Genomic DNA, 16622 nt, shown 5'->3' with positions numbered 1-16622 from the left:
GAGCGCGCCGCCCGGCCCCGGCCGCGCGGTCACGCGAGACCCAGCGACTGCTTCCACTCGAGCGGGAGGACGGCGTACCCGACGAACGCGACGACGTCGAGCAGCGTGTGCGCGATCACGAGCGGCATGACGCGGTGCCGCCCCCACCGGCTCGTGTAGAACCACGAGAACACGACGCCCATGACGACGTTGCCGACGAACGGCCCGATGCCCTGGTACAGGTGGTACGCGCCGCGCAGCAGCGAGCTCGCGACGACGAACTTCACGCGACCCCACCCGAGGTCGCGCGTGCGCTCGTAGAGGTAGCCGACGGCGATCACCTCCTCGAGCAGCCCGTTCTGCAGCGCGGCGAGGACCAGCACCGGCACGGTCCACCACGCGGCGTTGAGCGCTGCCGCCTGGACCTCGACGGTGATGCCCATGGCCCGTCCGGCGAGGTAGAACGCGAGGCCCGGGATGCCGATGGCGGCGGCGAGCGCGAACCCCCAGCCGACGTCGCGCAGGGGCCGCGCGCCGTCGAGCCCGATCGCGCGGACGGCGGAGCGCCCGCGCGCGCTGAGCAGGTAGAGCGCGAGCGCGACGGGCAGCACCGCGAAGAAGATCCCGACGAGCTGGTACGTGAGGTCGAGGTACGGCCGCGCCGACTGGCTGACGTTGAGGCTCGCCGACTGGTCGCGCAGCGGGGTGTCCGCGGTGAGGCGCGCGACGATGCTGATGATCGCGTAGACGGCCGACTTGCCGAGGCTCAGGCCGAGGACGATCCAGATCTCCGCGCCGATGCGGCGGCGCGTCGCGCGGTCCGGGCGCGCCGGCGCATCGGTCGTCGGGACGGGGGTCGCCGTCGCGACCGGCGCCGCGGTCGGGTCGGGGGTGGGCACCGTCCGGTTATAGCACCGCTGCCCGGGTGCCACCTCGACGTCCGCTGGACGCCGGCTGGCCGCCGGGGTCAGGGGTCGCGCGGCGGACGGCCCGGGCGGCGGACGGGCCGGACGTCGCGGGGCAGACGGTCGGCGTCGGACAGGGCCCGGCGCAGCAGCATCTCGATCTGCGCGTTGACGCTGCGCAGGTCGTCGGCGGCCCAGCGCGCGAGCGCGTCGTGCACGGCCGGGTCGAGCCGCAGGAGCACCGACTTGCGGGACGGCCTGCGCGGCCGGTCCGCGGCGGCGTCGTCCGCGGGCACGGCGCCGCCCGACGACGGCTCGTCGCCGTCGCCGGGCGCGTCCGGCCGCTCGGGCGGGGCGGGCGTCACCGGTACAGCGACCCCGTGTTGACGACCGGGGTGACGCGGCTGTCGCCGCACAGCACGACGAGCAGGTTCGACACCATCGTGGCGCGACGCTCGTCGTCGAGCGTGACGATGTCGTCGGCCTCGAGGCGCGAGAGCGCGTCCTCGACCATCGAGACGGCGCCCTCGACGATGCGCGACCGGGCCGCGATGATCGCCCCGGCCTGCTGCCGCTGCAGCATCGCCTGGGCGATCTCCGGGGCGTAGGCGAGGTTCGAGATGCGGGCCTCGATGACCTCGACGCCCGCGACGACGACGCGCTCCGCGACCTCCGCGGCGATCTCCGCCGACACGAGCTCCGTCGCGCCGCGCAGCGACTCCTCGCCGGCGTCGGCGTCGTCGTAGGGGTGCGACATCGCGACGTGGCGCAGCGCGGACTCCGACTGCACCACGACGAAGTCGTCGTAGTCCTCGACGGCGAAGCTCGCCTTCGCGGTGTCCGCGACCTGCCACACGACGATGGCGGCGATGTTGATGGGGTTGCCGTCGGCGTCGTTGACCTTGAGCTCGCTCGTCTCGAAGTTGCGCACGCGCACGGAGACACGTCGGCGCGTGCTGAGCGGGACGGTCGCGACCAGACCCGTGCGGCGCACCGTGCCGAGGTACCGGCCGAAGAACTGGACGACGAGCGTCTCGCCGGGGTTCACCACGGCGACGCCGGTCGGGAGGAGGATCCCGACGAGGAAGAGGACGATGCCCAGGGTGATGAGGACCCCGGGGCTGCCGAGCTCGGCGGCAGCTGCGACGACGAGGCCGACGCCACCGAGGACGAGCAGGGCGCTGAGTGCGATGAGGCCGGCCGCGGCACCCGCCCCGAGCGACCAGGCGGAACGCTCGGTGACGTCGACCCGGGTCCCGGCGTGGCCCACCGGGCGGCCCACGGGCTCGCCGCCCACGGACTCCTGCGGGGGTGCTGCGCTCTCGGTCACGGTGTCCGCCCTCTCTCGCGGCCGGCGGGCCGCTCGTCGATGTATAGCAAAGTGATATCACATTAAGACGCCGCGACGCCAGCGGTCCGCCGGGCGGAGGGCTGCCGAGCACGACCTGAAGGTCGCCCCGCGGCCGATGGCGCCCCTCAGGTCGTTCTCGGCGACGACAGGGGGTTGTCTTCCGGTCGGCCGTGTGCGAACCTACAAACAGGTTTGCAGCACAAACTACTCTGCGAGGACGGCGACCATGACGAGCGACCACGACGGACCGGGCGACGACCCGTCGTCGCGCACTGACACCGACCAGGTCTTCGACCCGGCCGACACCCTCCGCCTCATCCGCGAGCAGCAGGACCGTGCGCGCGCCGCGACCGAGCCCGACGGGCGCCTGCTCTTCCTGGCCTGGGGTCTCGCGTGGGCGGTCGGGTACCTCTGCCTGTACGCGAGCGCGGGCGCCGACGGCCAGGCGGCGCCGTGGGCGTTCTTCGTCTTCTCGGGCGCGATCGTCTCGGCCGTCGCGTTCACGATCGTCCACTCGGTCACGCGCACGGCCGGGACGCGCGGCGTCAGCGCGCGCACCGGCGCGATGTACGGCTGGTCGTGGATGCTCGGGTTCCTCACGCTCGGGCTCGTCCTCGGCGGCCTCGGGCGCGCCGGGGCCTCCGAGGAGGTCATGGCGCTCGCGAGCAACGCGTTCGCGTGCGTCGTCGTCGGTCTCCTGTACCTCGGCGGAGCGGCCGCGTTCCAGGACGTGCGGCTCTTCGCGCTCGGCGTGTGGATCCTGCTCGTCGCCGCGGTCGCGACCTTCGCGGGGCTGCCTCTCACCTACCTCGTCATGGCGACCCTCGGCGGCGGGGGCTTCCTCGTCATGGCCGGGATCGAGCACGCGCTGCGGGCCCGACGGCGCGCCGTCGCCGCCCGCTGCGTGGGTGCCGCACCCGGGACGGGGGAGGCGGTCGATGCCTGACACCGAGCTCGACGCGGTCATCCACGCCCCCGCGCGGCTGCGCGTCGTCGCGACGCTCGCCGCGCTCGGCACCGGTGACGAGCTGTCCTTCCCCAAGCTGCAGAAGCTGCTCGACATGACGGCCGGCAACCTGTCCACCCACCTGCGCAAGCTCGAGGACGCCGGCTACGTGCGCGTCACCAAGACCCACGAGGGCCGCACGCCGGCCACCTACCTCGCCCTCACCCGGCGCGGGCGCGACGCGTTCGAGGACTACACCACCGCACTGAACACCCTCCTGAGAGGAGCCGGAGCATGAGCGTCCAGCACCGCGGGGCCACCCGTGCCGCACGACCCGACGCCGGGACCGGCGCCGCGACGTCGGGCACCGGGGCCGACCGACCGGTGGTCGCCGCAGACCACGTGACGCGCCGCTTCGGGCAGGTCGTCGCGCTCGACGACGTGTCCCTCACCGTGGGTGCCGGCGAGCTCGTCGGGCTGCTCGGCCCGAACGGCGCCGGGAAGTCGACGCTGCTCTCCCTGGTCAGCGGGCAGCGCCGGCCCGACTCCGGCACGGTGCGGCTGTTCGGCGGCGACCCGCGCGACGCCCGGAGCCGCGTGTCGCTCGGCATCACTCCGCAGGAGACCGGCCTGCCCGCGACGCTCAAGGTGCGCGAGGTCGTGGACTTCGTGGGCGGGCACTACCCCGACCCCGTCGCGACCGGCGAGCTGCTCGACCAGTTCGGCCTCACCGAGCTCGCGGGCCGCCAGACGGGCGCCATGTCCGGGGGGCAGAAGCGTCGCCTCGCGGTGGCGCTCGCGCTCGTCGGCCGGCCGCGCGTCGTCCTGCTCGACGAGCCCACGACCGGCCTCGACGTCGGTGCCCGGCAGGCCCTGTGGGACGCGATCCGCGCGTACCACGCCGACGGCGGGACCGTCCTCCTCACGAGCCACTACCTCGAGGAGGTGCAGGCGCTTGCCGAGCGCGTCGTCGTCATCGACCAGGGCGTGGTCCGGGCCGACGACTCGCTCGACGCGATCCTGCGGCGCGTCGCGCTGCGCCGCGTCGTCGTGGGATCGACGACCGACCTCGCGGGGTGGCCCGGCGTGGTCCGGGCCGAGCGTGCCGGCGACGGCAGGCAGGAGCTGTACACGCCCGACGCCGACGCGCTCGTCCGCGAGCTCGTCACCTCGGGCGTGGACTTCCACGACCTCGAGATCCGCGGGGCGAGCCTCGAGGAGGCGTTCGAGCAGATGGTCGCGCGCGACGGCGTGCCGGCCCCCACGACGACCGACGGAGGACGGCGATGAGCACGACGGCGAGCACGGCCCGCCCGGGCGAGGGCCCGGCGGCGGGCACGAGGGGCGGCCGCGCGGCCCTGCCCGGACCGGTGCGCCTGACCTGGCTGCACCTGCGCTACCAGTTCCTCGAGACGGTCCGCGTGCCGATCGCGGTGCTCGGCAACCTCCTGTTCCCGGCGCTCGCGATGTTCTTCTTCGTCGTGCCGCAGAAGGCCGTCGCGCAGGACCCGCTCGCGGCGACGACGGCCGTCGCGTCGCTCGGGCTGTTCGCGATCTGCTCGGCGAGCCTGTTCACCTACGGGCTCGGCGTCGCGGAGGACCGCCAGCTCCCGTTCGACCCGTTCGTGCGGTCGCTGCCCGCAGGACCGGCCCCGCGCATGGTCGCGCGCATCCTCAACGGCGGGATCTTCTCGCTGTTCGGGGTCGTGCCGCTGATCCTCATCGCGTGGCTGTTCACCGAGGCGAGCGTGACGTGGCCGCAGCTGGTCGCCGGCGTCGGGACCGTCCTGCTCGTCTCGGTGCCCTTCGTGCTGCTCGGCATGGCGATCGGGTACTCGCTGTCGGCGAAGGCGGCGCTGCCCGTCGTGCAGGTGATCCTCTTCCCGCTCGCGTTCGCCGGCGGTCTGTTCCTCCCGCCGTTCCTCTTCCCGCCGTGGCTCGACGCCATCTCGATGGCGACACCGACGCGCGCCGGCCGCGACCTGCTCGTCCAGGCGCTCACGGGCGAGCCCGCCTACGGACTGGCGTGGCCCGTGCTCATCGGGTGGACCGTGCTGTTCGCCGCGCTCGCCGTGGGCGCGTACCGCCGCGACGAGGGGCGTCGCTTCCGCTAGGACCCCGCCGAGCACGACCTGAGGGTCGCTATCCCGTGGATAGCGACCCTCAGGTCGTGCTCGGCGGCGGGTGGTGTCGGGCTCGACGGGAGGGCGCGCCCTCCGGCGCCTCGTCAGCCCGCCGACCGCAGGCGCAGCGAGTTGCCGACGACGAGCACCGAGCTCGCGGCCATCGCGGCACCGGCGATCATCGGGTTGAGCAGACCGGCCGCCGCGAGCGGGATCGCCGCGACGTTGTACGCGAACGCCCAGAACAGGTTCTGCTGGATGATCCGCAGGGTCCGGCGCGAGAGCCGGATCGCCGTCGCGGCGCTGCGCAGGTCGCCGCGGACGAGCGTGAGGTCGCTCGCCTCGATCGCGACGTCCGTCCCCGTGCCCATCGCGAGCCCGAGGTCGGCCGTGGCCAGGGCGGCGGCGTCGTTCACGCCGTCGCCCACCATCGCGACGACCCGGCCCTCGCGCTGGAGGCGCGCCACGACGTCGACCTTCTGGTCCGGGAGCACGCGGGCGATCACGTCCGTCTCCGCGATCCCGACGGCGCGCGCCGCCTCGCGCGCCGCACCCTCGCCGTCACCGGTGAGCAGGAACGGGCGCAGGCCCAGTGCCGTGAGCTCGCGCACCGCCTCGGCCGAGGTCGGCTTCACGGGGTCGCGCAGCACGAGCACCGCGCGGGCCGCGCCGTCCCACGCGACGACCACGGCGCTCGCCCCGGTGCGCTCTGCGTCGGCGAACGTGTCGTCGAGCGCCGGCGACGTCGTCACGCCCTGGTCGGCGAGCCACGACGGCTGCCCCACGAGCACGCGCCGTGCGTTGAGCGACCCGGCTCCGCCCGGACCGGCAGCGCCCGGCGCGGACCCGAGCGACAGCCCGGAGTGCGCCGTCCGCACGACCGCCTCGACACCGCCCCCCGGCGTGCTGCGGAAGTCGAACGCCTGCAGCGAGCCGATGCGGACGCCGTCGGCACCCACCGTCTCCGGGAGCGGCGAGGCCGCGCCCACCGGCGACCCGGACACGTCGCGCGCCGCCGTGGCGATCGCGCGGGCGATCGGGTGCTCGCTGAGCGCCTCGACCGCGCCCGCGTGGCGCAGCGCGTCGAGCGCGTCCGCGTCGCCCGACCGGTCGGCGCCCGGACCCGCCGTGGACCGGCCCTCCGCCGGCACGTCGTGCAGCGTCAGCGTGCCCGACGGCGCGACCACGGCCTCGAGCGCCATCGCGCCCTGCGTGACGGTGCCCGTCTTGTCGAGCACGACCGTGTCCACGCGGCGCGTCGACTCGAGGATCTCCGGGCCCTTGATGAGCACGCCCAGCTGCGCGCCGCGGCCCGTCCCGACGAGCAGGGCCGTCGGGGTCGCGAGGCCCAGCGCGCACGGGCACGCGATGATCAGCACGGCGACAGCCGCCGTGAACGCGAACTGCGTCCCGGCGCCCGCGAGCAACCACCCGACGAGCGTCACCACCGCGAGGACCAGCACGATCGGTACGAACACCGCGGAGATGCGGTCCGCGAGGCGCTGCACCGGGGCCTTGCCCGTCTGCGCCTGCGACACGAGCCGACCGATCTGCGCGAGCGTCGTCTCCTCGCCCACGCGCGTCGCGCGCACGAGCAGGCTGCCCGACGTGTTCACCGTCGCCCCCGTCACGTCGTCGCCCGGCGTCACGTCGACCGGCACCGGCTCGCCCGTGAGGAGCGACGTGTCGACCGCGCTCGACCCCTCGAGCACCACGCCGTCCGTCGCGACCTTGTCCCCCGGCCGCACCACGAACACGTCCCCGACCCCGAGCGCCGCGACGGGCACCCGCTCGGTGAGGCGTGCGCCGTCGGCGCCCGTGCGGGGCGTGCCGTCCGGGCCGACGAGGACGCGCTCGGCGTCCTTCGCGCCCAGCTCGAGCAGCGACCGCAGCGCGTCGCCCGCGCGGCGGCGCGACCGGTGCTCCGCGTACCGCCCGGCGAGGAGGAACGTCGTCACGACCGCGGCCACCTCGAAGTACAGCTCCGGCGGCCCCATCTCGTCGCGCGACGGGATGAGGGACGGCTGCATGCGCATCCCGATCTCGCCCGCCCCCCCGAGCAGGAGCGCCCACAACGACCACACCGTCGCCGCGATCACGCCGAGCGACACGAGCGTGTCCATCGTCGACGCACCGTGCCGCGCCGCGCGGAACGCCGCCGTGTGGAACGGCCACGCCGCCCACGTGACGACCGGGAGCGCGAGCGCCGCGACGACCCACTGCCACGCCGGGAACTGCAGCGCGGGGATCATCGACAGCGCGAGGACCGGGACGGTGAGGACCGAGGCGACGCGCAGGCGGCGCAGGAGGTCCGTGCCGCGGTCGCGCGTCGGTTCCGCGGTGGTCGTGACCGGGTCGACGCGGTTCGTGGTCGGGGTGGCGGTCGGGGCGGCGTCGGGGCTCGGGCTGGCCGCGCCGTCGCCGTGGTCGCCCGGCTGTCCGTGGCCGCGCGCGGCTCCTACGCCCTTCGCCTCCGACGCCGCCCCCACCGCCTCGGCGACCGCCTCGCCACGGGTGGTGGCCGGGGCCGTCGTGCCCGACGGCGCGGGCGCGGCTCCTGCGGTCGGCTCGCCCTCGCGGACTGCCGAGGTGATCCCGCGGTCCGCCGAGGTAGTACCGCGGTGCGTGGGCGTGAGGGGGCGGCGCGTCGTGACGCGGGCGGTGTAGCCCGCCTTCTCGACGGCCGCGACGAGGTCGGCGTCGGGGACGTCGGCCGCGAGGGTTACGTGGGCGTTCTCGAGCGGCAGGTTGACCGTGGCCGTGACGCCGTCGACGCGGTTGAGGCGCTTCTCGACGCGCGCGACGCACGACGCGCACGTCATGCCCTCGATCGCCAGGTCGACCTCGGCGAGCGGTGCGCGCGGGGCGGTGGCGGTCCCGGCAGGGGACTGCGGGACCTGTGGGGACTGCGGGGACTGCGGGGACATGGGGGGTGACTCCTCGACGGGTTCGTGGCGGTGTCACCGGCGGGGTCCGGGGTGGCGGACGTCGTCGGCGGGGCGCGCGCCCCGACGGGGCGGCGGCGCGGGCGCGGAGGGCCTGGGTCGCGCGGAGGGCGACGTGTCGGCAGGCGGTCCGCGGGGTGGTGCTGCGGTTCCCCGACGGCGGGGCGCACGGTCGCGCGCGAGGCGAGCCCCGCCGTCGGGCCCGGTGGTCAGGCGGAGGGGTCGCGCAGGTCGGCGGTGCGGGTCGCGAACGACGTCGCGGCGGCGTCGGACGCGTCGTCGTGCGCGGCCTGCCTGCCCGGCGCCTGCTCGGCGTACTGCGCGGCGAGGGCGTCCTGCTGGACGTCCACGGAGTCGACGGCGTAGCCCGCCTCGTCCACGGCGTCGCGCAGCGCCTTCTCGTCGAGGGGCTCGTCGGAGAAGACGCTGACCTCGCTCGTGCCGCCGTCGTGCAGCTCGACGCTCACGTTCTCGACGCCGGCGACCTTCTCGACCTCCTCGGTGACGCTCGCGACGCAGTGGCCGCAGGTCATGCCGGTGACGCCCAGGGTGGTGACGGTGCTCATGGTGCTCCTCGGTGGTCGTGGGGTGCTGGTGGTGCGGACTGGGGTGCGGTGCTCTTGGTGCGGTGCCTGGTGGTGCGGTCCCGGTGGGGCTCAGCTGCGGACGAGGCGGGCGATCGCGTCGGCCGCCTCCTTGACCTTCGCGGCGCCGCCGTCCTCGGACTGCCGGGCGGCGTCGACGACGCAGTGCCCGAGGTGGTCCTCGACGAGCCCGATGCTCACGGCCTGCAGGGCCTTCGTGACCGCCGAGACCTGCGTGAGGATGTCGATGCAGTAGACGTCCTCGTCGATCATGCGGGCGATCCCGCGGACCTGCCCCTCGATACGGCGCATGCGCCGGAGGTACGCCTCCTTGTCGGACGCGTAGCCGTGGGGGCCGTCGTGGTCGGTGTGCTCGTCGTCGCGGACGGCGGGGTCCGCTGCGGTGTCGGTCATGGTCTCTCCTCGTCGCCGGGCACTCCCGAGCATACCCCCTGAGGGTATCGCAGCGCGAGCGGCGTGACAGGTGTCACCGCGACCCCGTGACCGGCGCACCCGAGCCGGTGACAGGGCGCACTGCCGCGCGGGCTCCGCCCGGGCGACGGTGGAGGGACCACCACACGAGAGGCAGGACATGACCGACATCGTCACCACGCTGCAGGACTTCACGCTCGGGCTGCCGCCCCTGCTCCGCTGGGTCGGCGTCCTCGTCGCCGCGATGATCCCCTACGTCGAGGCCGAGGGCGCCGCGGTCCTGGGCGTCGTGGCCGGGATCAGCCCGGTCGTCGCGATCCCGGTCGCGGTGCTCGGCAACGCGATCGCCCTCGCCGTCGTCGTGTGGGTCATCGGCGCGGCCCGCTCCGGCCTGACGCGCGGCCGGGAGGTCGGGTCGGATCCCAAGCGCCAGCGGATGCGTCGCGTCTTCGACCGGTACGGGGTGCCGGGCGTCAGCCTGCTCGGCCCGCTCCTGCTGCCGAGCCACGTCACGGCCGCCGCGATGGTCGGCTTCGGCGCGCCGCGCGGACGCGTCTTCGTCTGGGGCGTCGTCGCCGTCGCGCTGTGGGCCGTGGTCATCGGCGGGATCGCCTACCTCGGCGTCCGGGCGGCCGCCGGCTGACCGCCGCGGTCACGGCTGGGTCACGATCCGCGACTTGCCGCGCGGTCCTCCGTGGCCCGGACCTACCCTCCGAGCATGGGGACGCGACGCGCGACGACGCGGCGGGGGGCACGTGCCACCCTCGTCACGGTCGCGCTCGCCGGAGGTCTTGCCGTCGTCGCACCGCCCGCCTCGGCGTGCGCGTGCGGAGGCTTCGTCGAGTCCCCGGCCTACGACACGACGGTGTCGTCCGAGTCGGCCGTCCTCCAGTGGGACGGGACCACGGAGACGCTCCTCCTGGAGCTGGAGACGCTGTCCGCGGCGCCGGAGGTCGGTCTCATCCTGCCGACCCCCGCCCCGGCCGAGGTGTCGCTCGCGGACCCTGCCGTGTTCCGCGAGCTCGACGCGATCACCGCACCGCGAGCGGTCGTCGCGGACCACCGCTGGTGGCCGGAGCTCGGGTTCGGGTCCCCGGCCGACGGCGCGGGCGCGGCGGGTGGCGTCGACGTGCTGGACCAGGTGCGGCTCGGTCCGCTCGACGTCACGACGCTCGCCGCCACCGACGGCGCGGCGCTCGACGCCTGGCTCGCCGAGCGCGGCTTCCAGCTCACGCCCTCGGTCCGCGGGGCGATCGCCCCGTACGTCGCGGAGGGGTGGACGTTCGTCGCCGCGCGCCTCGCCCCGGACGCCGCCGCCTCGTTCGACGGCACGCTGCAGCCGCTGCGCGTGACGTTCCCGAGCGACTCCCTCGTCTACCCGATGCGGATGTCCGCCGCCGCGCAGGACACCCAGCGCACCCGCACGTACGTGCTCGCCGACGGGCGCACGGACCGTGCCGACGCGACCGCCGACCTCGCCGCACCACAGGTCCGCTTCGCCGGCCGCGTCGACCCGGCGTCGGTGGCGAGCGACGAGCTCGCCGCGCTGCTGGCCGCGGGCGACTACGTCACGGCGCACGAGCAGGCGTTCACCGAGCCCTCGGAGCAGATCGTCTCCGACTTCGTCTTCACCCCGGCAGCGTCCGACGTCGCGTACGCCGCGACCTACACGGTCGTCGCGGACAAGCGGATCGGACCGTTCTTCGCCGGCCCGGTGCTCGCGTTCGGGGGCGTCCTCGCGCTGTCCGTCCTCGTCGTGTGGGCGGCCCGGCGCCGGCACGTGCCGACCCGGGCCGTCGCACCACGGCCGGCACGCGCATGAACGTCCGCGCCGCTCTGGGCGAAACGCGCGGTTCGGCGCGACACGGGTGGGTCCCGGGTGTTTCATGAGGTCCATGCGGGGGAGTGAACCCGCGCTGTCACCCATGTGAGAGGTGCACCATGACGACGCAGGACCCGCTCCTCACCGCCTTCTCCACCACGGCACGGCAGGTCTGGTACTGGCCCGTGCTGCGTGGCGTGCTCGCGATCATCTTCGGCATCGTCGCGATCGCCTGGCCCGAGATCACGGCGGCCGCGATCATCTGGGTCGTCGGCATCTTCACGGTGATCGACGGCATCGTCGAGATCATCGAGGGCATCCGCCGCCGGGGCACGGGCAACGGCACCGCTCTGCTCGTGACGATGGGCATCGTCAGCCTCGCCGTCGGCATCGTGCTGCTCGTGTGGCCCGGGAAGACCGCCGAGGTCCTCGTGTGGATCGTCGGTCTGTGGGCCATCGCCTTCGGCCTGTTCCAGACGGTGGCGAGCCTCGACCTGCGCAGGTTCTCCGGCAGCGGCTGGGGCTGGGGGGTCTTCGCCGGCCTCCTCGGCATCGTCTTCGGCGTCCTCGTGCTGTTCAACGTGACCGCCGGGCTCGTCTCCATCGTCTGGATCCTCGCCATCTTCGCGATCCTCTGGGGCGTCATGCTCATCGCGTTCGGCTTCCAGATCCGCTCGCTCGGCAAGCAGGCCGGCACCGCGGCGCAGCGCGGCTACTGACGCCCGGGCCGCCGAGCCCGCCCCGGCGCACCGCCCACCACGACCTGGGGGTCGTCATCCGACGGATGACGACCCCCAGGTCGTTCTCGGCGATCGGCGCTCGGCGCTCGGCGCTCGGCGCCCGGCGCCCGGCGCGTGGCGCTCGGACGACGGGTGACGCGGTGCGTCGCGCGGGCTCGTCAGGCGGGGGACGCCATCGCGGCGGCGCGGGCCGCCGCCGGGAACGCGTCGACGATCCGCTGCACCGCCGCGTCGTCGTGCGCGGCGGACACGAACCACGCCTCGAACACCGACGGCGGCAGGTTCACACCCTGGTCGAGCATCGCGTGGAAGAACGCGCGGTACCGGAAGGTCTCCTGCGCCTGGGCCTGCGCATAGTCGCGCACGCCCGCGCTCGCGGCGAGGTCGCCGAAGAACACCGAGAACAGCGACCCGGCGCGCTGCACCCGGTGCGCGACGCCCGCGGCGTCGAGCGCGTCGCCGACGGCCTTCGACAGGACCGAGGCGACGCCGTCCACGTGCGCGTACACCGCGTCGTCGGCCAGGCGCAGCGTCGCGAGGCCCGCCGCGACGGCGACCGGGTTCCCGGACAGCGTGCCCGCCTGGTATACGGGCCCGAGCGGCGCCAGCTGGTCCATGACCGCGGCGGGCCCGCCGACCGCGGCGACGGGCATCCCGCCGCCCACGACCTTGCCGAACGTGAACAGGTCCGGCGTGTAGCCCGCGGCCCCCTGACCGCGCAGCACGGCGTTCTCGAGCCCCCACCAGCCGCTCGGCCCGACCCGGAAGCCGGTGAGCACCTCGTCGAGGACGAGCAGCGACCCGTGCGCGGCCGTGATGCGCCGCAGCCCCTCGTTGAACCCCTCGGCGGGCGGCACGACACCCATGTTCGCGGGCGCCGCCTCCGTGATGACGGCCGCGATCTCCGAGCCGCGCTCGGCGAACGCGGCCTCGACCGCCGCGAGGTCGTTGTAGGGCAGCACGAGCGTCTCGGCCGCGCTCGCCTCGGTCACGCCCGCGGAGCCCGGGAGCGCGAGCGTCGCGACGCCGGAGCCCGCCTCGGCGAGCAGCGCGTCGACGTGCCCGTGGTAGCAGCCCGCGAACTTCACGATCACGTCCCGCCCGGTCACGCCGCGCGCGAGCCGGATCGCGGTCATGGTGGCCTCGGTGCCCGTCGACACGAGGCGCACGCGCTCCGCGGCGGGCACCCGGCGGCGGATCTCCTCGCCGAGCTCGACCTCGCCGAGCGTCGGCGCGCCGAAGGACAGGCCGCGTGCCGCGGCGTCCTGCACCGCGGCGACCACGTCGGGGTGCGCGTGGCCCAGCAGCGCCGGTCCCCACGAGCACACGAGGTCCACGTACTCGCGCCCCGCGACGTCGGTCACGTACGCGCCGCGCGCCGACGCGAGGAAGCGCGGGTCGCCGCCCACCGACCCGTACGCCCGCACGGGCGAGCTCACGCCGCCCGGCAGCACCGCCTGCGCGCGGACGAACGCCGCGTGGTTGTCCGTCGCGGTGGACCCCGCCGCGCCCGCCGGCGCGACGACCTCCGCGTGTGCCGCCGCGGCGACCCCGAACCCGGTCGACTCCGTCATCAGCGCGTCCCTCCGAACGTCTCGTCGCGCAGCCAGCCGGCGATCTCGGTGGCCCAGTAGGTGAGGATCACGTCCGCGCCGGCGCGCTTGATGCCGAGCACCGACTCCGTGACCGCGCCGCGGCGGTCGATCCAGCCGTTCGCCGCGGCGGCCTCGATCATCGCGTACTCGCCCGACACCTGGTACGCCGCGACCGGCACCGGCGACATCTCGGCGACCGCGGCGAGCACGTCGAGGTACGACCCCGCGGGCTTGACCATGACCATGTCCGCGCCCTCGGCGAGGTCGAGGTCGGCCTCGCGCAGACCCTCGCGCGCGTTGCCCGCGTCCATCTGGTACGTCCGGCGGTCGCCCTGGAGCGCCGAGTCCACGGCCTCGCGGAACGGCCCGTAGAACGCGCTCGCGTACTTCGCCGAGTAGGCGAGGATGCCGACGTCCGTGTACCCCGCGGCGTCGAGCGCCTCGCGGATCACGCCGACCTGGCCGTCCATCATGCCCGACGGCGCCACGACGTCCGCTCCCGCGCGCGCCTGCGCGACGGCCATCGACGCGTACCGCTCCAGCGTCGCGTCGTTGTCGACCACCGCGACCTCGCGCGTGCCGTCGTGCCGGGTCGCGAGGACGCCGCAGTGGCCGTGGTCCGTGAACTCGTCGAGGCACGTGTCCGCCATGACGACGGGGGCGGGGCCGCCCCCGCCGCCGGTGGACTCCACCTCGCGCACGACGTCGCGGGACAGCCGGATCGCGCGCTGCAGGATCCCGTCCTCGGCGTCCGCCTGGCTCCCGGTCGCGTCGCGCCGGGCGGGGATGCCGAAGAGCATGACGCCGCCGATCCCCGCGCGCGCCGCGTCCCGCACGGCGTCGGCGAGCGTCGCCTCGGTGTGCTGCACGACGCCCGGCATCGACGAGATGGGGTGGGGTGCGTCGAGCCCTTCCTTGACGAAGAGCGGCAGCACGAGGTCCGCGGGGTGCAGGCGCGTCTCGCCGACGAGCCGGCGCAGGCGCGGGGTCGCGCGCAGGCGTCGGGGCCGGTGGTGTCCGGGGGAGAGGGTCACGAGGGGTCTCCTGTGTCGTGGGGGCGTCCGGTCGTGCCGGGTGCGGGGGCCGCGGTGACGGCGGCGTGCGACCCCGCCAGGACGGTGGTCAGCGCGGTGGCGAGCGCCTCGTCGGTCGGGCGGTCGGCGACCGCGTCGAGCCGCAGCCCGACGGCCCGTGCCGCCCGGGCCGTCGGCTCGCCGATCGCGACGGCCGCGACGTCGTCGCGCGGGCCGAGCTGCCGCGCGACCTCGCGCGCGACGCTCCCCGAGGTGAGGACGACGGCGTCGACCTCGCCCGCGTGCCACGCGGCGACCACGTCGGGCGCGAGGTCGTGGGCGACCGTGCGGTAGACGGTGACGACGTGCGGGTCGTGGCCGAGGTCGCGGAGCCCGTCCGCCGCCGTCGGCGCCGCGAGGTCGCCCTGGGGGAGCAGGACGGTCGTCACCGGCTCCGCGCGGGCCGGGGCGAGGGCTGCGAACGCGGCGACGAGACCGCGCGCGGAGTTCTCGGCCGGCTCCAGGTCCACCGCGACGCCGACGGACTCGAGCGCGCGGCGCGTCGCGGGGCCGACGGCGGCCCAGCGGGCCGTGCGTGCGACGTCGCCGAGGGTGGTGTCCCGCCGGGTCGCGGCGGCGACGAGCTCGTCGACCGCGTTGACGCTCGTGACGACGACCCAGCCGTAGCCGCCCTCGGCGAGCCGCCCGACGGCGTCGTCCACGGGGACGGTGTCGTCGACCCGGGCACGCTCGATCGCCGGGCTCACGAGCACCCGGGCGCCGGCGCCGCGCAAGGCCGTCGCGAGGGCGGCGGCACGCTCGGGGCTCCGCGGCACGAGGACGGTCCGGCCGGCCAGGGCGCGCGCGCCGGGGACGGACGGGCGGTACCGGGACGACGGGGGCGGGGCCGCGGGAGGGGTCACGCAGGTGGGGGCTCACGCGGGGTCCCCGCGGTAGCCGCCGTCGCGCAGCGCTGCTCGCGCGCCGTCTCGACCGCCGGGTCGGGCGTGTCCGTCGCGGTGCCCCGCGTGGCGCTGCCGGCGTCGGGCAGGGCCGCCGCCGCGACGTCGTCCGGGGCGGCCGGCGGGCCGAGGGGAGCGAGGCGCGCGGCGCCGTCGGCGAGGAGCGCGTCGGCGACGCGCTCGCCGAGCCGCAGCGCGACGTCGTCGCGCGCCGCGCGCAGGTCGCTGCCGGTCGCCGGCAGGAGGACCCGCGCCGAGTGCGTGAGCTGCTCGGCACCGTCGACGCGCGCGACGACCGCGGTGAGGACGACCTCGACGCCGTCGACGAGCGCGTGCGCACCGACGGGCGCCGCGCAGCCGGCCTCGAGGCGCGCGAGCAGCGCCCGCTCCGCGAGGACGGCGAGGCGCGTCGCCTCGTGGTCGAGGGCGTGCAGCGCCTCCGCGACGACCGGGTCGTCGAGCTCGGACGTGCGGACCTCGACGGCCAGCGCGCCCTGCCCGGCCGCGGGCGCCATGACGGTCGTGTCGATCACCTCGGTGACGGCGTCGAGGCGGCCGAGGCGGGACAGCCCCGCGTAGGCGAGCACCACGGCGTCGAGGTCGGCGTCGTCGCCGTGGACGCGGCGCAGACGGGTGTCGACGTTGCCGCGGATGTCGACGACGTCGAGGTCGGGGCGGACCGACCGCAGCTGGGCGGCGCGGCGCGGCGACCCGGTGCCCACGTGGGCGCCGCGCGGGAGCGTGGCGATCGTCAGCCCGTCGCGCGCGCACAGCGCGTCGCGCGGGTCCTCGCGCTCGGGCGTCACGACCGTGAGCCCGGGGGCGGCCGCGGTGGGGAGGTCCTTGAGCGAGTGGACCGCGACGTCGCACCGGCCGTCGAGGAGGGCCTCGCGGAGGGCGGTGACGAACACGCCGGTGCCGCCCATCTGCGCGAGCGAGCCGGTCAGCACGTCGCCGTCGGTGCGGATCCGGACGGTCTCGACGGTGCGGCCGGTCAGCTCCTCGAGGCGCCGCGCGACGTGGCCCGTCTGGGTCGTCGCGAGCGCGCTGCCGCGGGTGCCGACACGGATGACGTCGCGGCCCGTCGGGGGGCTCGTCGGGGTGCTGCTCACGCGTCCAGTGTCCTCCGTGCGGTGACGATCTCGAAATGCGCGGCGGGCCGCCACGAGAATTCCCGGCCCACCCCGACGACGGTGTGACGCGGTCCTGACGACCGGTCACGACG

At 75.5% G+C, this 16622-nt stretch carries 17 protein-coding genes; 7 read left to right on the top strand and 10 right to left on the bottom strand.

What is annotated here, in order from left to right; genetic code table 11:
* Positions 1 to 29: 29 nt before the first annotated feature.
* The 3 genes from ACWPWV_RS05835 to ACWPWV_RS05825 all read right to left on the bottom strand — a co-directional run bounded on the left by ACWPWV_RS05835 (position 30) and on the right by ACWPWV_RS05825 (position 2214).
* Positions 30 to 878, bottom strand: coding sequence for a CPBP family intramembrane glutamic endopeptidase (locus tag ACWPWV_RS05835; protein WP_454041993.1), 849 nt, complete (start codon positions 876 to 878; stop codon positions 30 to 32).
* A gap of 68 nt (positions 879 to 946) precedes the next feature.
* Positions 947 to 1249, bottom strand: coding sequence for a hypothetical protein (locus ACWPWV_RS05830; protein WP_454041992.1), 303 nt, complete (start codon positions 1247 to 1249; stop codon positions 947 to 949).
* Positions 1246 to 2214: an SPFH domain-containing protein gene (locus ACWPWV_RS05825; RefSeq protein WP_454041991.1), complete on the bottom strand. Its 969-nt coding sequence runs from the start codon at positions 2212 to 2214 to the stop codon at positions 1246 to 1248. Before ACWPWV_RS05825 ends, ACWPWV_RS05830 begins: the two co-directional genes overlap by 4 nt.
* A gap of 247 nt (positions 2215 to 2461) precedes the next feature.
* On the opposite strand from ACWPWV_RS05825, the gene ACWPWV_RS05820 reads away from it, so the two are divergent.
* The 4 genes from ACWPWV_RS05820 to ACWPWV_RS05805 are packed head-to-tail and all read left to right on the top strand — an operon-like array spanning position 2462 to position 5295.
* Positions 2462 to 3181 carry a hypothetical protein gene (locus ACWPWV_RS05820; RefSeq protein ID WP_454041990.1) on the top strand — a complete coding sequence of 240 codons (720 nt, stop codon included), beginning with the start codon at positions 2462 to 2464 and terminating at the stop codon, positions 3179 to 3181.
* Positions 3174 to 3479: a transcriptional regulator gene (locus tag ACWPWV_RS05815; protein ID WP_454041989.1), complete on the top strand. Its 306-nt coding sequence runs from the start codon at positions 3174 to 3176 to the stop codon at positions 3477 to 3479. The genes ACWPWV_RS05820 and ACWPWV_RS05815 overlap by 8 nt, the downstream gene beginning before the upstream one ends.
* Complete coding sequence (locus tag ACWPWV_RS05810) at positions 3476 to 4471, top strand: ABC transporter ATP-binding protein (protein ID WP_454041988.1); 996 nt, start codon at positions 3476 to 3478, stop codon at positions 4469 to 4471. The genes ACWPWV_RS05815 and ACWPWV_RS05810 overlap by 4 nt, the downstream gene beginning before the upstream one ends.
* On the top strand, positions 4468 to 5295 hold the full coding sequence (locus tag ACWPWV_RS05805) for an ABC transporter permease (protein WP_454041987.1): 828 nt from the start codon (positions 4468 to 4470) through the stop codon (positions 5293 to 5295). The genes ACWPWV_RS05810 and ACWPWV_RS05805 overlap by 4 nt, the downstream gene beginning before the upstream one ends.
* Before the next feature lie 113 nt (positions 5296 to 5408).
* Here ACWPWV_RS05805 and ACWPWV_RS05800 read toward each other — a convergent pair whose 3' ends face one another.
* The 3 genes from ACWPWV_RS05800 to ACWPWV_RS05790 form a co-directional block, all read right to left on the bottom strand.
* Entirely contained in the window at positions 5409 to 8126 is a 2718-nt protein-coding gene (locus ACWPWV_RS05800) for a heavy metal translocating P-type ATPase (protein ID WP_454042819.1), read from the bottom strand.
* A gap of 332 nt (positions 8127 to 8458) precedes the next feature.
* Entirely contained in the window at positions 8459 to 8815 is a 357-nt protein-coding gene (locus ACWPWV_RS05795) for a heavy-metal-associated domain-containing protein (RefSeq protein WP_454041986.1), read from the bottom strand.
* Between the two features lie 90 nt (positions 8816 to 8905).
* Positions 8906 to 9247, bottom strand: coding sequence for a metal-sensitive transcriptional regulator (locus tag ACWPWV_RS05790; RefSeq protein ID WP_454041985.1), 342 nt, complete (start codon positions 9245 to 9247; stop codon positions 8906 to 8908).
* 178 nt (positions 9248 to 9425) lie between these two features.
* Here ACWPWV_RS05790 and ACWPWV_RS05785 point away from each other — a divergent pair, with 178 nt between their 5' ends.
* The 3 genes from ACWPWV_RS05785 to ACWPWV_RS05775 all read left to right on the top strand — a co-directional run bounded on the left by ACWPWV_RS05785 (position 9426) and on the right by ACWPWV_RS05775 (position 11806).
* Positions 9426 to 9908, top strand: coding sequence for a hypothetical protein (locus tag ACWPWV_RS05785; RefSeq protein ID WP_454041984.1), 483 nt, complete (start codon positions 9426 to 9428; stop codon positions 9906 to 9908).
* Between the two features lie 75 nt (positions 9909 to 9983).
* Positions 9984 to 11087, top strand: a complete 1104-nt coding sequence (locus ACWPWV_RS05780; protein ID WP_454041983.1) for a DUF2330 domain-containing protein — start codon at positions 9984 to 9986, stop codon at positions 11085 to 11087.
* 119 nt (positions 11088 to 11206) lie between these two features.
* A complete protein-coding gene (locus ACWPWV_RS05775) occupies positions 11207 to 11806 on the top strand; it encodes an HdeD family acid-resistance protein (protein ID WP_454041982.1) in 600 nt (199 codons plus the stop codon).
* Positions 11807 to 11985: 179 nt separating this feature from the next.
* On the opposite strand, the gene hemL is transcribed toward ACWPWV_RS05775, so the two are convergent.
* The 4 genes from hemL to hemC are packed head-to-tail and all read right to left on the bottom strand — an operon-like array spanning position 11986 to position 16509.
* Entirely contained in the window at positions 11986 to 13401 is a 1416-nt protein-coding gene (gene hemL, locus ACWPWV_RS05770; protein ID WP_454041981.1) for a glutamate-1-semialdehyde 2,1-aminomutase, read from the bottom strand.
* Positions 13401 to 14456 carry a porphobilinogen synthase gene (gene hemB / locus ACWPWV_RS05765; protein WP_454041980.1) on the bottom strand — a complete coding sequence of 352 codons (1056 nt, stop codon included), beginning with the start codon at positions 14454 to 14456 and terminating at the stop codon, positions 13401 to 13403. The genes hemL and hemB overlap by 1 nt, the downstream gene beginning before the upstream one ends.
* On the bottom strand, positions 14453 to 15358 hold the full coding sequence (locus ACWPWV_RS05760; RefSeq protein WP_454041979.1) for a uroporphyrinogen-III synthase: 906 nt from the start codon (positions 15356 to 15358) through the stop codon (positions 14453 to 14455). Before ACWPWV_RS05760 ends, hemB begins: the two co-directional genes overlap by 4 nt.
* Positions 15355 to 16509: a hydroxymethylbilane synthase gene (gene hemC / locus ACWPWV_RS05755; RefSeq protein WP_454041978.1), complete on the bottom strand. Its 1155-nt coding sequence runs from the start codon at positions 16507 to 16509 to the stop codon at positions 15355 to 15357. The genes ACWPWV_RS05760 and hemC overlap by 4 nt, the downstream gene beginning before the upstream one ends.
* Between the last annotated feature and the right edge of the window lie 113 nt (positions 16510 to 16622).

The organism is Cellulosimicrobium sp. Marseille-Q8652, from assembly GCF_965112045.1.
This window is presented reverse-complemented; position numbering and strand designations above follow the sequence as displayed.